The following is a 16166-nucleotide window of genomic DNA, read 5'->3' as shown; positions in this document are numbered from 1 at the left end:
CCTCTTCAGCCTATATTCAGTCCTAAAATCATTTTACTATTATTTTCAAAGATAGAGCACCATCCATACATGTTACTCAATCGTTCCTCGATCTTGTTGTTCGTTTTATCTGGTGAAAAATTATGAAATCATCCGTTATAAATAGTTATCTCATGAATCATATTGAACAAATAGTACATTTAAATATTGAAACATCCTAAAATTGTTTATTCTTGCGATAAGAAGTTAAACTTTTCTATAGGAATATGATCAACGTTTATTGAACAATTGTATTTTTCTAATATGTTTTGAAGTAATGGAAAAATGTCGTTCAAATTATTTTTTTGTTTAAAATCATCAATAACTTCAACATCAAAGTTCCATCGACATTCTTCTTTATCCTCTAAAAAACCACCCGCCACTATACATAACTCATCATACGTTTCTTGAGTAACTTCCTCAGATGAAATAAGGAGTGCCTTAATATAATTATCATCTCCGAATTCGTCTTCCGAGATTCCATCAATATTTTTTAAATAAGGAAAATCGTCAATTGTGCTAGGACGTTGATAATCAATCAGTATCATGCAATAAATAGGTGGTGTTAAATAACCAGTTCTCAAAAAATATGCTTCGACCGACCTTAAATTGATTATTCTATTCAGGTGGTAATTTTTCATTTAGTGAACCTCGTTTATTTATTATAGTGAGTTTAATTAAATATTATTAACGTTAGTTCAGATAACTTTCTTTAATAGTTTACACCTTATCACATCATACAACTATCGGATATATAGTACTTATATGACTCGTCAAGATAATAGAAAGGGGTAGCATTCCCATGTACCTAGGAATGCTACCCCTTTGATAAAATTCATTATGCAATCCGTTGCGCTAATCGATCAACAAGAGCCTGAGACTCTTCATTTAATCCTACCAATTCAACTTTTTTGCCGAGTCGTTCATATTTCAAGACGACGTTCTCGATCGCTTCGATGGCTGAATCATCAAATAAGTGACACGCTGAGAAATCGAGCGTGATGATCGATGATAGATCAGCATCGAGCTGGAACTGTTCCGCAAATGCAGTCGTCGATGCGAAGAATAACGGTCCACGGATCGTATAACGGACTCGTTCTGTTTGCTCCTTGCGCTCGACTTGGATGCGAGAAATTTTTGACGCGAATAATAACGCTGCAAGCAAGATCCCGACAAGGACACCCATCGATAAGTCATGCGTCAATACCGTCACGAGCACGGTCGCGAGCATGACCGCAGAATCACTTTTCGGTGACGTCTTGAGCATCTTGAATGAGCCCCAGTCAAACGTCGCATACGAGACGAAGAACATGACACCGACAAGTGCTCCCATTGGAATCGTCATCAATAGATCGTTCATCGTAAACATCAATAGCATCAAAAACACACCTGCTGTCAACGTCGACAAGCGACCGCGTCCACCGGATGTGACATTGATGACTGATTGCCCGATCATCGCACAACCTGGCATTCCACCGAACATACCGGCGATAATGTTCGCAATTCCTTGTCCGCGCGATTCCATCGCTTTGTTCGACGTCGTATCCGTCATTTCATCAACGATTCGTGCTGTCAGTAACGATTCGATCAAACCAACGAATGCGAGTGACAAGGCATATGGGAAGATGATTTGAAGCGTCTCGAGTGAGAACGGGACATCTGGCAAGAAGAAGCTTGGTAACGCCGCTTCGATTTGTCCCATATCCCCGATGACACGGGTATCAAGCGAAAAGACGACTGTTAATACCGTCATGATCGTGATCGCAACAAGTGGCGCCGGAATCGCTTTCGTGACCCGTGGAAATAACAAGATGATGGCGAGTGACGCGGCGACCATCGCATACATGATCCAGTTTTGCCCTTCGAACTGTGGCAATTGCGCCGAGAAAATCAGAATGGCGAGCGCATTGACGAATCCGACCATGACAGCTCGAGGAATGAATCGTAATAACTTGGCAATTCCTAAAAAGCCGAACGCGATTTGTAGAATTCCGGCAAGTATACCGGCAGCTAGTAGATAATCAACACCGTGATCTTTGACGAGCTGAACGACGACGAGTGCCATCGCGCCAGTCGCAGCCGAAATCATTCCAGGGCGACCACCAGCAATCGAGATGACAATTGCAATGATAACGGAAGCGTATAGCCCAACCATCGGGTTGACACCAGCGATCAGCGAAAACGCGATTGCTTCCGGGACGAGTGCTAAGGCAACGACGATTCCGGACAACAAATCCGCTTTTGGTTGCAAGAACCACTCTTTTTTCCATTGAGTAAACATATGATGATTGAGACCCCTTTTCTAACATGAATGATCTCAGTGTAATTGGATTGGTTTCAAAAAGCAACCTTTTTAGGAAGTTTTGGTCCGAAGGCGGGCAATCTCATCGACCATCGTTTTATAAGTTGCCATGATTTCTTGTCCCGCAAATACCGGATCTTCGTCCATCGTCTCGAGCGCACGACGCAGAAGATGAATTTTCGGTTTCTTCCGTTCGAGCAGCTCTTCATAGATGAAATCAAGAACCTCTTCATGGGCTTCCTTCGATTCATCAGAAATCGATGACAAGGTAATCAAGCGTTTCATATGCGCACTCGTCTTCTCGAATAAATCCTTCCGAATGACGACTTCATCTTGTGGCCGATCGAGCCAAACGGATAGGAAGCGCGGGGGAATCAACTGTTCTTCCGTCCGACTGACGTCTTCGACGAGATGCGTCAATCGATTGAATACATAACGGACGACTCGTTCCGGCTGTGTGTTCGGTTCGGATTGACGGAAGAAGTACATCGCATATTGCAACATCCCTGTATAAATGACAGCTAAATCTAGAAGATACGGTTCTTTCGTCTGACCGAATAAATCACGTAACCGCTCAAACGTCCATTCGATCTCAAGAAGACGGTTATTCTCCATGAATGTCTTCAGTTCTTTTTCATTCGAAGCAATTGCCTCTTCGAACAACGTATATAATTTATATTTTTGCATCAGTTCCAAATAACAATTGCCTTGTTGAATGAACGTCTCATAATCCGAGACATCTCGTCCGACGAGAATTTCCTTGCGCGCTGTCCGCATCTTTTCAAAGACGGTATTAAAGACATCGATGAATAATTCATTTTTAGAGGAGAAGTAGTTATAGAACGTTCCTTTGGAAACGTTACTATGCTCAAGAATGTCCTGGATGGACGTCGATTGATAACCTTTTTCGACGAATAGCTGATAGGCGGCATCTAGAAGTTGTTTCTTTTTTGGATTCATGGTCTTGTCCTTTTCTGTTCAAATGATTGCAATGGTTTAACAATCACTTATTTTAGTGTATGAATCAAATAATTTGAACTCATTCGACTTAGCCTGGTAAGATAGCCAAGTTAGTCATAGAATTCAAGTCTAACATTTTAGACTCGTAGTACAAAAGGAGCATAACGAAATGCAATCAAGCAAGCAATCATCACGACTTTATTTAATTTTAACTGTCCTTATGGCAGGTGCGTTCGTTGCGGTCCTGAACTCAACGTTACTTAATATCGCCTTACCGTCAATCATGGGATCCTTCGGTATTCAGGCAAGCACCGCCCAGTGGTTGACGACGGGCTATATGCTCGTCAACGGAATCATGATTCCGACGTCAGCATTCCTCGTCCAAAAGTTCTCGACACGTCAACTGTTCTTGACGGCGATGACGCTGTTCTCACTCGGTACGATTATCGCTGGACAAGCACACGTCTTCCCGCTTCTACTCGGTGCGCGCATGATGCAGGCGTCGGGTTCCGCGATCATGATGCCACTGTTAATGAACGTTCTCTTGACCGGTTTCCCAATCGAAAAGCGTGGGCAAGCGATGGGAATCTTCGGACTCGTCATCACCTTTGCTCCAGCAATCGGACCGACATTGTCCGGGTGGATTCTTGAACATTATGAGTGGCGGATGTTGTTCCATCTCGTCACACCGATCGCATTGCTCGTACTCTTCACGGGTGCTTTCTTATTGAAGAAAGAGACAGTTCAAAGTTCACTTAAGCTCGATTTGTTCTCACTCGTCCTTTCAAGCTTCGGCTTCGGTGGTTTGTTGTATGGATTTAGTTCCGCCGGTTCTGCCGGATGGGGATCTTGGACGGTCATCGGATCATTGATCATCGGTGTAATCAGTTTGACTTCCTTCATTATACGTCAATTCATGCTCGAAGAACCGATGCTTGAGTTCGGGATTTTCCGTTATCCGATGTTCGCTTTATCGCAAGGGATTTCAATGGTCTTGAACATGTCGATGTTCTCCGCGATGATCTTGATGCCGATCTACATCCAGACGATTCGCGGTATCTCACCGTTTCACTCTGGTCTCTTGATGTTACCGGGTGCGATCGTCATGGCGATCATGTCACCAATCACAGGTCGTCTGTTCGACCGATTCGGTGCTCGGATCCTTGCGATCATCGGCTTATCACTGACGGTCTTAACGACGTTCTCGTTTAGTCAGCTAGCTGCGGATACGTCATACGCGTTCCTCGTCATCATGTATACGCTACGTTTCCTTGGAATCTCGATGGTCATGATGCCCGTCATGACGAACGGGTTGAACCATATTCCGCAACACTTGACGCCACACGGTACGGCATTGAACAATACGTTGTCACAAGTATCGGGTGCGATCGGTTCAGGTCTGCTCGTGACGATCATGACGTCGCGGACGAAACATCACGTTCCGGAACTTGCTTCACAACCTGAAGCCGCTAATCCGGAATGGTTGCAGATGCAGGCGATGATCGAAGGAATCAATGATACGTTTTTCATCGCGACGTTACTCGCACTTGCTGCTTTGATCTTATCGTTTTTCATCAAAAAACGACGGACAACGACGCTCGCAGTCGTCGAATCCGTCGATCAAGAACAAAAATATGCTTGATTTGATTCTCCCCTGTCTAAAAAGATGGGGGAGTTTTTGTCTAATCCAAACGTTTGTTTAGCTGTTGTCGATTATAGATTCTTTGATTCGTACTCCCCCGAAAGCTTGTCGTTCGGTCAAGTTTCGATAGGATGAACGGACCATCAATCAATCCATCTAGTCGGCGTAACAAGGGGTACCATTCTCGGTGCTTAATGATCTCTTTCAACACATAGCCCGTATACAAGATCACTTCATAGTCTGGTCCGAGTCGTTCTAGTAGCCGATAGAGCGCTATTGCTTGTAACAATGGTTCCCCACCGGATAGCGTCAGGCGCCGGTGACCGGTTGCTTGAATCCGCGCGACCGTCTCGTCAATTGTCCAAGCTACGCCACCTGCAGGATCCCAGGAGGACGGATTATGACAGCCGATACAGTGGTGTGGACAACCAGCAAGAAACAGGACCGTTCGCAGACCGGGACCGTCGACGACGGAGTCAGGAAGAAGGGAGAGAACGCGTAGCATCGTGCTTCACCCGATTCTGCTCTTCAGCCCGTTTCGCTTCATTCCAGCGGTCCAGCGTACCGACGAGATATCCGGTGATCCGTCGAATGCGTTCGATCGATCCACTCCCGCAAACCGGACATTGATCCTCGATCGTCTGCTCTGTTCGGCAATCAAGACAACGATCGACGGGATGATTGATTGATCCATAACCGATTCCAGCTTCCGCCATTAAACGAACGATGTCTTCGATTGCTTCCGGATTTCCAGCAAGCGCACCATCCGTCTCGACATAGGTGATATGACCGCCATTACATAATGCATGGAACGGGGCTTCGAGTTGAATCTTCTCACGGATCGTCACCGGCGCATCGACAGGAATGTGAAAGGAATTTGTATAATACGGTCGATCTGTCACTCCTTCGATCTCACCAAAGTCACTGACATCGCGACGTGTGAACTTACCGGATAATCCTTCGGCCGGAGTTGCGAGTAAACTAAAGTTCAACCCTGTCTGTTCGCCAAAATCGTCGACTACCGTCCGCATCGCTTGAATCAATGCAAGACCAATCCGGTGTGCCAGTTCGGAATACCCATGATGACTCCCCGTCAGGACGGTCAAACATTCCGCGAGACCGATGAAGCCGACCGCCAACGTCCCGTGCTTGAGGACCGGACCTACCTGATCCTTATTTCTTAGCGTCTCACCGTCTTTCCAGACGTGTTGATATAAAAATGGAAACTCATCAGCCGTTCGACTTGCCTGGAACTCATACCGTGCGATGAGTTGCCGGCATGCAAGTCTTGTCGTATCTTGGACGACTTCGAACATTTGATCGACGGTTTGACTCTGGAGTGCCAAACGGACGAGATTGATGCTCGTGAAGGATAAATTACCACGACCTGTGACGGACGGTATGTCTCCACGATCCTCGAATACACGGGTTCGGCATCCCATATACGCGACTTCTGCTTTTCCTGGTTGCTCCTGGCGATTAAATGGCGCATCGAGAAACGCAAAATTCGGAAACAGTCGTTTTCCTGTCACGCGGGTAGCAAGCTGAAACAAATCGTAATTCGGGTCTGTCGGTGACAGGTTGACGCCTTGTTTGACTTTAAAGATCTGAATCGGAAAAATCGGTGTCTCACCTTTGCCCAGTCCACGCTCCGTCGCTGTTAGCAAGGCTCGCTGGAATAGCCGCCCTGCTTGCGTCGTATTCGTTCCGTAATTGACGGATAAAAACGGAACCTGTCCACCACCGCGCGAATGCATCGAATTCGTATTATGAATGAATGCTTCACATGCTTGAAACGTTTTTTCATACGTCTCCTGCCATGCATGTCGCTCCCGCTTACGCCGCTTCCAATGCGGAACGAGGTCATTTAGTTTCGTCCATTCCCGTTGATAGGTCTTTTCAACGAACGGCGCTAAATCATCATCAAAGGTTGCGAAGGCTTGTCCGCCATGCTGCATGTTTTGATTCGCCTGGACGATGATTGCCGCAAGGGCGAGGGCAGAACGAATGTCTTGCGCCGGACGGATCGAACCGTGCGTTGTCTGAAATCCGTTTGAGAGTAACTGACCGAGCGGAATTTGGGCACAAGTCGTCGTCCCAGTCACATAATAATCGGCGTCATGAATATACAAAATGTTGTCGTCAAGCGCCTGCAAGACATCCGCTTCGAGATGTCGTCGCATCATCTGCCGTGCTGCTTCCCCAGCAATCCGTTGTAACTTCGCAAGTGGTGTTTTGCCATCAATGTTTGCATTCTCTTGTTCGATCTCTTGCGGTGGTGTGAGTAACGCTTCTAAGCTCTCCATGATTCTTCTTCCTCCCATGTTTTTTTGTAATCACTATAGCGAGAGTTCAGAAACGTTCGCAATCCCTGCACAATTTACGATTTTTTCAACTGTTTCAGCCGTTTTGTCATCAATCTGTTCGGTTTATTGCGTAAAAGCCCGATTCTTCTACATTTTAGCCGATCTCCTGAATTGGACGAATCTCACACGAAAAACGACAAAAAAAAAGAGGCATATTAGCTTGCCTCTCCTTCTCCTTATTCTGCTTCGAGTAACGCGTCCGTCGCACTTGGTAACTTGACCCGAAAAACCGTCCCTTCTCCCAAGATCGATTCGACTTCGATGTTGCCATCATGTGCTCGAACGATTTCCTTACAAATCGATAATCCAAGACCTGTTCCGCCGATTTTTCGGCTGTCTGAGTTATCGACACGATAGAACTTGCTGAATAGATGCGGCATCGAATGACTCGGAATCCCGATTCCGAAATCACGGACGCTGAGTTCAATCTGATTGTGCTGATGGGTCAGCGTCACAACGACATCCCCACCGTCCGGTGAGTATTTGACTGCATTATTCAATAGATTTCCAAGTAGCTGTTTCATACTGTTCGCATCTGCTTCGACCATAAAGTCCTGTTCGTCATTCAAATCAAGCTGCAGACTATGTTGTTCCGTCGCTGCTTGATAAAACTGAATTTGTTCCTTGACGATTTCTTTCAGATCAAAGATTTGTTTATCATACTCTTGCTTTCCTGACTCCATCCGCTGGACGTTCAAGAAGTCGCTGACAAGATTGGTCAGACGTTTTGATTCATCGTGAATCGTCTGCAAATACCTTTTGTTCCGCTCGGGATCCAAATCTCGTTTCAACATGAGCTCCGTAAAGCCATAAATCGAAGAGAGCGGTGTTCGAAGTTCATGCGAAACCGTCGAGACGAGTTCTGATTTGACCCGATCAACCTCTGTCTCAGCCGTGACGTCACGAAAGACGAGGATCGTTCCCTTCGACTGTTCTCCATGCGCGATCGCTTCGGCATAAACTTGAATGAAATATTCACCCTGGTCGATCGACAAAGAGAACATGCCCTCAGGGATCTCACCCGATAAAACTTCTTCAAAGTACGCTTCAAAAGCTTCTTTCTGGTCCATCTGCTCGAACATCGTCTCTGGTCGGACTTCAAGAAACGTCATCGAGTCATTGTCTTCCTCGACCTGTAACGACTGGAAGATATCAAACAATGCCTGATTCCCTAAGATCGTCTTTTCCTCATGTTTGATATAAAGAATCGCTTCCCGAACGGAATTCAGCAGTTGTGCTGTCTCTTTTCGTTCGTATTCCATCTGTTCGTAGAGTGACATTCGCATCAATGAGATCGCAATCTGTTTCGAGAACGATTCCAGTTCCGCCAAATCCTGTTGATTGAATGGTGCGTCAAACCGTGCTAGATAGAGACAGGCAATCAATTCTTCTTTTGCCGGATCCATGATCGGAATGACACCTTCATAGACGTGATACGGATATTTGATCAGATCGTCGTTCGCGACCTTTTTTGAGGAATGTGCCGTTTCCTTTGAAATCATGACTCGCTTTAGTAGTAACGACTCCGTCTTCAGACTCTCTTGTTGTTCTTCCGTCATTTCTTTTGGAACGACTTGCGCGATTTCATTATTCTTAATCAATAACAATGCCCCGAACTCTGTCTTCGTCAACCGGACGATCGTACTGATGACAGACGAGTAATCAAATAAACTCTCCTTTGACGCAAGCGTTTCGATTAATTCATTCCGATCTTGTAGATGCAACTCGTTTGTCCGGGTCACTTCCAAGGCACGCTCAAGCTCATTCTGTTTTTGCTTCAATACTTCCTGATTGTGTTCCATTTCTTGATTCTTTGCTGACAATTCCGCATGTTGTGATGAGATCGACCGTGCCATCTGGTAAAACGATGCCGCCAATTGACCGACTTCATTATGGCTGTCGACATCATGCTCGAGCGAAATCGACTTTCCTTCCGCAAGACGACGACTTTTGACATTCAATTCGCGGAGCTGTGACGTCACCCGATGAATCAATGGACGGACGATGAACAGTAGACAAAATAAAAAAACCATCAAGTTCAAAAACCAGAACCATTGTGTCTTTTGTAACTGGTCGAGTACCTGTTCTTTCGTCCGACCGTCTGCATTGTCCACGTATAAATAACTGGCAACCGATGTGATGACACTTAGTGCAAAGACACTATAAAAAATCGCCATCAACTGTCTGCCCAATTTCTCAGTCATCCAGTGTTTCATGTTCATAAATCCTCCTAGCAATAAGTTGCCCTTCGTTCAAGATTGTTTTCTCCTCATCTATTATCATCTAATGATTCCCGGAAACATCCCTCTTGAATCCTTTACGATCGGGCAGGCGAGAGTCCAATCCCGGTCACGAGAGCAATCGCATCAATGACTTGCCCTTTCGTCAGATTGTCCGTCTCGATCTGTTGACTGAACAGCGGATCGGATAATTGCCGTAGTCGTTGTTCCGCTTGTTGACCGCCCCACGAGTTTGGACGCTCAAAGCGGCTGATCAGGCGGCGTTTGACAGTCGTCTCCTTCGCCATCAAGGCGATATGACGGACATCATGTCCAGTCTCGCGTAACGTCCCGATGATTTCCTGAAAGTACGCTGGATTCGTCAAGGTCATCGGCACGATGATCCGCGCATCTTCCGTATCGAGCTGTTCGAGGAGCTGTCGATTAAACGTGCGCCACAACGGCTCATCCTGAAAATCGTCCTTGTTTTCCGGCAGTTGTGCGCGTAAGAAGTAGCCTGTCTCTTCCGGGTCAAAAATGTATGATCCGCTCCAACGCTTTTGTAATCCTTTTGCTGCTGTCGTCTTCCCGACGCCAAACGTACCGTTAATCCAAATGATCATCCTCTTCTCCTCCACCCTGTTTTCTGTTGTACTATACTGCAAAAGTGGTCGACAAGTTTCAATCGGTTACAAAAAAACACTCCGTTGAAAAAACAGAGTGTTTAGCCATATAACCATGTGATTAAAAACGGTGCGAGAATGCTGGCACAGACAGCCGTCAAGACCATCGTCAACAGACCGACCGCCCCTTCGCGCTGATCAAGACTCATCGATTTCGTCGCGCCCATGACGTGGGCAATCGATGCCAAGCCTACTCCACGGCTGACGAAGTGCCGAATCTTCAAGCCCGTCATTAATTTTGGTCCGACGATTGATCCCGTCAATCCGGTCAATAAAACGAAGGCAGCCGTCAGCGTCGTCGTCCCGCCTGCTTTTTGTGAGATCGCTAAGGCAACGGGTAACGTGACCGATTTCGGCAACAAGGCAAGGTTCGTCGTCCGCTCGAGATGAAGTAGCAGACCGAGTAACAAATCTGAACTCATCGCAATACAGGTTCCAAGCAACACGCCGAGTCCGATTTCCGGTAAGAAACGGCGGACGTGATGCCGGACCTGATAGAGTGGAATCGCAAATGCCGTGATCGCTGGACCAAGCATCTTCGATAGATATTGTCCACCTTGCATGTATTCTGCGTGTGAGACTCCAGAATAGACGAGAATTAAGATCAAAATTGCCGTTACCGTCAGGATTGGTAACGTCCAGACTCGAGGATGACGTTGATAGAGGAACATCGCTACGCTAAACAATAAAATAGTCAGAATGATCCAAAACAGTGCCTCATTCATGTCGTGTCACCGCCTCTTTTCGGTGTGCTAAACGATCGACGATGTACGCTGATCCGACTAATGTCAGAAGGCTACTGACGACGACGATCAACACGATCTGTAAACCGGATGTCCGGAGAAATGCCGTATAATCCATGATTCCGGATAGTGCTGGAACAAAGAACAATGGCATGACGAACAGAAGAAATGTCCCGCCCCGTTCGACGGCCACAAGCGGAATCAGACGGCTTTTTAACGCTAGGTACAGTAGAATCAAGCCGATGATGTTACCGGGTAATGGTAATTGAAAGGTTTCGCTCACCCAGTCCCCACTGAGTGAAAAGCAAAAAATGAGTGCGATTTGAGCAATGATTTGAATAATACGCATAACGCGTGACAGCATGATAAAGGTCCCCTTTTTAACAGTTTCGGGTCTTATTATCCGCCTCTTTTCCTTAACAATCAATGAAATTTGGTTAATCAACCGAAGTAACCGTTCTCATGAAAAAACACACTTCTTTTGTATTAGAACAAACAAAAAATTACTCAATCGTGTATCAGTACAATAAATGATTCGAGACGAACGAAAAAGAGGCTGACTCCAAAAAAGAATGACGCGTCTTTTCACGCACTTTCCTCAGGCGAGACACAAGCCAGTTTTCCTGCTTTATACAAGCAGGAAAGCTGGTCTTGTTTGTCTCTGAAGCGCATAAATGCGCTTTTTCCTGTAGGAGTTGCGTATGACGCGTCATTCTTTGTAGAAACTAACTTTTGAGTCAGCTCCCTTTTCTATAATCTGAGACGACACCTGAATGGGATCGACTCCTCTTCTTGATCACATGACCCGTTTGAATAACTTCTCGAGTTCATACGTCGTCCATTCAATGATGACCGGACGTCCGTGTGGACACGTGAACGGCATCTCTGTCTTCGCTAAATCATCAATCAACCGACGCATCATCTCATCGTTCAACGGATGATTCGCCTTGATCGATTTCTTACATGCCATCATGATGGCGGCATCTTCCCGATACGTCTCAAGATCGATTTTCCGTTTCATCAATGCCTCATCGAGTAATTCTTGAATCGTCTCTTCCTGTCGATGGGACGGGAACCACGTCGGAACTTCTCGGACGATGAAGCTTTGTGGACCGAACGCTTCGAATTCAATGCCGACGTCTTTTAGTAACGGAAGGATTTCCTCCATTCGTTTCATGTCATCTGACGAGATTTCAAACGTATATGGTAAGAGCAATTGCTGCCGTTGCTCTGGTGGTCGACCGAACATGACTTTATACGTCTCGTATTTGATCCGTTCCTGAGCCGCATGTTGATCAATCATATACATCCCGTCTTCTCCGGCACAGACGATATAGGACGAATGAAGTTGTCCGATGACGTCGAGGTGTGGAAAGCGCGGACGCGCGTGAGATTCTTCCATCGGTTCGACAACGTCCTGCTTGACCGGTGCGATGGGCTCGAATAGATCATCCTCGTTACTAAACGGCAATGGTTTCTCTACAAAGGGTCGATCGTCCTCTTGCGGTTTTTTCGGAATCGGATAATTCCAGACTGCTCGCGATGACGTCTCCTCGACCGGTTCCGCGACGTAAGAAAAATCGAGTTTCTCTTGACTACTCGGATCCTTTTTCGGTTTCGGTGGCGTCACCTTCGGAATCAACGTCTCTCGGCTGAGCGTCATCTTGATTGTCTCTTGAATCAACTGACAGAGCTCCATCTCTTTTGAAAGACGAACTTCCCGTTTCGCCGGGTGGACGTTGACGTCAATCAGGAGTGGATCCATCGTCACCTCAATGACCGCAATCGGATACCGTCCAATCGGTAAGAGCGTATGGTAACCGTTCAAGACCGCTTGCGTCAGGGCGAAGTTTTTGACCGAACGTCCATTAAGAATCAACGTGATGTAATTCTTCGAGGCACGGGTCACTTCCGGTTTGACGAGATGACATGTCAGTTGATAATCGGCATTCGCTCCCTTAGCGACCAACGTCCCTTGGATCGTTTGATGACCGTAGACACTCGCCAATGCTTGCCGGACGTCTCCTGATCCGTTCGTCTGGATCAACGTCTTCCCTTCATGGGTTGCTCGAAGTTTGACGTCTGGATGAGCGAACGCCATCCGGTTCAGCACGTCCGTGATTGCGGCAAGCTCCGTATGTGTAGTCTTCAAGTATTTCAAACGAGCCGGTGTATTGAAGAAGAGATGCTCGACCGTCAATTCCGTTCCCCGGTTCATTGCTGCTGGTGTCCGCTTTACGACCGTCCCGTACTCAAGCGTCACTTGAATTCCTTCTGCGTCCTCGCGTTTCGTCTTCAACGTCACTTTACTTACGGACGCGATCGAGGCAAGTGCCTCTCCGCGAAAACCAAGTGTCTTGATTCGGAACAAGTCATGCTCGTCCTTAATCTTACTCGTCGCATGACGAACGAAAGCCAGTTCGGCGTCATCCGGGTAAAACCCATGTCCGTTGTCGCGGATCGTCATCCGTTTCATTCCGGCTTCTTCGAGTTCGACATCGATTTGGGTCGCACCGGCATCAAGTGCATTCTCAACCAGTTCCTTGACGACCGATGCCGGTCGTTCGACGACTTCTCCCGCCGCGATTCGGTTCGCTAAACTATCGGATAATTCACGAATGATTCCCACTGCATTCTCCTCACTTTCTCGCTTCAGCTTGTAGACGGTATAGCGTATTCAGTGCCTCGAGTGGCGTCATATTAATTAAATCAAGACTAGCCATCGTCTCTCGCAGAGGATCCGCTTCTGAGAACAGACTGAGTTGATCAATCGGCTCCTCCTGAACAAGGGCTTTTACAGGTGCTGCGACCGGAACAGGCTCAGCCTGCTCGAACTCGGACAAGAGGACTTGCGCCCGCTCAATCAGACTATCTGGTAAATCAGCTAGACGCGCGACATGGATTCCGTAAGATTGATCGGCTTTTCCGTCGCGTACTTCATGCAAGAAGACGACGCGTCCCTCTTGTTCGACGGCGCGGACATGAACGTTCGCTAATCGATCAATCGATTCTTCGAGCACTGTCAATTCATGATAATGCGTCGAAAATAGCGTCTTTGCCCCGACGTGCCGGGCGATGTGTTCAACGATCGCTTGTGCGAGTGCCATCCCGTCGTACGTCGAGGTCCCGCGACCGATTTCATCTAGCAGGATCAACGACCGGTCCGTCGCGCGCGTCAACGCTTCTTGTGTCTCGACCATCTCGACCATGAATGTCGACTGTCCACTGACAAGGTCATCTGCCGCCCCGATCCGCGTGAAGATTTGATCGAAGATCGGCAGTTCCGCTTGAGCAGCTGGTACGAACGAGCCGATTTGATGCAATAAGGCAATCAAGGCGAACTGTCGCATATAGGTCGATTTACCGGACATGTTCGGTCCAGTGATCAACAGCATCTCGCGTCCTTCGTTTAAGGTGATCCCGTTCGCAACATATTCGCCGCGCGGTAAGACAGTCTCGATGACCGGGTGACGCCCTTGCTGAATATCAACCGTTCGTCCCGTCGTCGTGATTGGTCGGACATAGTCGTGTGTTTCGGCAATCTCAGCCAGTGCGACGAGGACGTCGAGTTCCGCAATCCGGCGACTGACGCGTTGTAAGCTTTCGATATGTCCTTTGACTTCATCGCGCACTCCACAGAAGAGATCGTACTCGAGCGTGACACTCTTCTCTTCCGCACCAAGGATCAACGCTTCTTTTTCCTTCAATTCCGGTGTGATATAACGCTCAGCATTAGCGAGTGTCTGCTTCCGTTCATACCGTCCTTCCGGTAACAGTTTGGCATTTGCACGCGAGACCTCGATGTAATAGCCGAAGACACGGTTGTAACCGATCTTCAACGTTTTGATGCCGGTTGCTGCTCGTTCATTTGCTTCAAGCGTCGCTAACCACGTCTTACCGTCTTTTGAAGCAACAAGTAACTCGTCGAGGTCTGGTGAATAACCGGACTTGATCATGCCGCCCTCTCTCGTTGAGATCGGTGGGGCTTCAACGAACGCACGATCGAGTAGATCGCTCAATTCGTCGTGTGGATCGAGTCCGAGACTAAGTTGACCGAGACGTTCGCTCATCATCTCTTCAAGTGCTGATTGAATACGGGGAATCAATCGCAACGTCGACTTCAATTGAACGAGATCACGCGCTGACGCTGTTCCGTAACCGACTTTTGCGACGAGTCGCTCAAGATCATAGACTTCCCGTAACGTATCTTTTAATTGCTGACGCTCGAAATAGTGCTGCAACAGTTCCTCGACAGCGTCGAGCCGTTCCGTGATGACGCGCTCCGATAACAACGGTTTTTCCAGCCAGCGTTTCAGCATCCGTCCACCCATCGCTGTACCTGTCACGTCAAGTAGACCAAGCAACGAACCCTTTTTGTCTCCTGTCCGTGCCGAGCGGACGAGCTCAAGATTCTTGACCGTATTCGGTTCGAGTTGCATGAAATCGCTCGCTTCGTAGACAATGGCCGGTTGCAGATGTGTCAACGCTCGTTTTTGTGTATCGTGCATGTAGGCATAGAGGACCGCAAAGGCTTCCGCTTGGGCTGTATCAATCGCGCGATCGCCATGTGGATGTGTCTCGCGTCGTGAACTGCGCGTCAGCGGGATCCGTAAGGACGCAAGTGCCGTCTCATGTTCCTCTGTCGTGACGATGATTTCCCGTGGCAAGATAATGCTTAATTCTTTGATTACACCATCGAGTGTCGCAACGCTTGTCAAGGCACTCTCACCCGTCGAGACATCTCCTCTGGCAATCCCAAAGCGACCGTCCTGTTCAACGACTGCAACTAAGTAACGATTTTCTTTTTCCGTTAAAGCGGACATCAACGTTCCCGGTGTGATGACTTGGATGACTTCGCGTTTGACAAGTCCTTTCGTCAACTTTGGATCCTCGACTTGATCACAAAGCGCCACTTTATACCCACGCTCGATCAACTGTTCGATGTAGCCGTTCGCTGCGTGATGGGGTACGCCACACATCGGAATCGGATGCTCCGCGTTTTTACCGTTTTTCACCGTCAACGTCAACTCCAGTTCATGGGCGACCTTTTTGGCATCCTCAAAGAATAATTCATAAAAATCACCGAGCCGATAAAACAAGAAAGCGTCCGGATAGTCCGCCTTGATCGAGAAGTATTGTTTCATCATCGGTGTGTTGTGTACTGCTTCCATTCTTCCACCTCATTCGTCGAAAAAGCCGACGGATGTCCGTCGGCTTTTCGTTCATTTCGTGA

Annotated in this window: 12 protein-coding genes; 1 reads left to right on the top strand and 11 read right to left on the bottom strand. The window is 47.4% G+C overall.

Annotation, left to right across the window (positions count from 1 at the left end; translation table 11 throughout):
• Positions 1–206: 206 nt before the first annotated feature.
• From MKY22_RS05735 to MKY22_RS05725, 3 genes are all read right to left on the bottom strand, one after another.
• Positions 207–602: a hypothetical protein gene (locus MKY22_RS05735; protein ID WP_341087331.1), complete on the bottom strand. Its 396-nt coding sequence runs from the start codon at positions 600–602 to the stop codon at positions 207–209.
• A 254-nt stretch (positions 603–856) separates the two neighbouring features.
• Complete coding sequence (locus MKY22_RS05730) at positions 857–2299, bottom strand: SulP family inorganic anion transporter (protein WP_290755476.1); 1443 nt, start codon at positions 2297–2299, stop codon at positions 857–859.
• 72 nt (positions 2300–2371) lie between these two features.
• Positions 2372–3280, bottom strand: a complete 909-nt coding sequence (locus MKY22_RS05725) for a TetR/AcrR family transcriptional regulator (RefSeq protein WP_341087321.1) — start codon at positions 3278–3280, stop codon at positions 2372–2374.
• 169 nt (positions 3281–3449) lie between these two features.
• Between MKY22_RS05725 and MKY22_RS05720 the strand changes: the two genes are divergently transcribed.
• On the top strand, positions 3450–4922 hold the full coding sequence (locus tag MKY22_RS05720) for a DHA2 family efflux MFS transporter permease subunit (protein ID WP_341087317.1): 1473 nt from the start codon (positions 3450–3452) through the stop codon (positions 4920–4922).
• A 40-nt stretch (positions 4923–4962) separates the two neighbouring features.
• Here the strand turns inward: MKY22_RS05720 and MKY22_RS05715 are convergent, their stop codons facing one another.
• The 8 genes from MKY22_RS05715 to mutS form a co-directional block, all read right to left on the bottom strand.
• On the bottom strand, positions 4963–5427 hold the full coding sequence (locus MKY22_RS05715; protein WP_341087313.1) for a 4Fe-4S single cluster domain-containing protein: 465 nt from the start codon (positions 5425–5427) through the stop codon (positions 4963–4965).
• Complete coding sequence (locus MKY22_RS05710; protein WP_290776916.1) at positions 5399–7228, bottom strand: anaerobic ribonucleoside triphosphate reductase; 1830 nt, start codon at positions 7226–7228, stop codon at positions 5399–5401. Before MKY22_RS05710 ends, MKY22_RS05715 begins: the two co-directional genes overlap by 29 nt.
• Before the next feature lie 236 nt (positions 7229–7464).
• Entirely contained in the window at positions 7465–9504 is a 2040-nt protein-coding gene (locus MKY22_RS05705) for an ATP-binding protein (protein WP_341087303.1), read from the bottom strand.
• A gap of 101 nt (positions 9505–9605) precedes the next feature.
• The gene (locus tag MKY22_RS05700; RefSeq protein WP_290776321.1) at positions 9606–10130 is read right to left on the bottom strand and encodes an AAA family ATPase; all 525 of its coding nucleotides are present in this window, start codon (positions 10128–10130) and stop codon (positions 9606–9608) included.
• 101 nt (positions 10131–10231) lie between these two features.
• Positions 10232–10915: an LrgB family protein gene (locus tag MKY22_RS05695; RefSeq protein ID WP_290776319.1), complete on the bottom strand. Its 684-nt coding sequence runs from the start codon at positions 10913–10915 to the stop codon at positions 10232–10234.
• Positions 10908–11282, bottom strand: a complete 375-nt coding sequence (locus MKY22_RS05690) for a CidA/LrgA family protein (RefSeq protein ID WP_341087298.1) — start codon at positions 11280–11282, stop codon at positions 10908–10910. The genes MKY22_RS05695 and MKY22_RS05690 overlap by 8 nt, the downstream gene beginning before the upstream one ends.
• Before the next feature lie 447 nt (positions 11283–11729).
• Positions 11730–13562 carry a DNA mismatch repair endonuclease MutL gene (gene mutL / locus MKY22_RS05685; RefSeq protein WP_290776317.1) on the bottom strand — a complete coding sequence of 611 codons (1833 nt, stop codon included), beginning with the start codon at positions 13560–13562 and terminating at the stop codon, positions 11730–11732.
• A 10-nt stretch (positions 13563–13572) separates the two neighbouring features.
• Positions 13573–16104 (bottom strand): DNA mismatch repair protein MutS, encoded by a 2532-nt coding sequence (gene mutS / locus MKY22_RS05680; RefSeq protein ID WP_341087295.1) that lies wholly within the window; start codon positions 16102–16104, stop codon positions 13573–13575.
• Between the last annotated feature and the right edge of the window lie 62 nt (positions 16105–16166).

Origin of the sequence: Exiguobacterium sp. FSL W8-0210, from assembly GCF_038006045.1 — a bacterium.
Taxonomy (GTDB): Bacteria; Bacillota; Bacilli; order Exiguobacteriales; family Exiguobacteriaceae; genus Exiguobacterium_A.
This window is presented reverse-complemented; position numbering and strand designations above follow the sequence as displayed.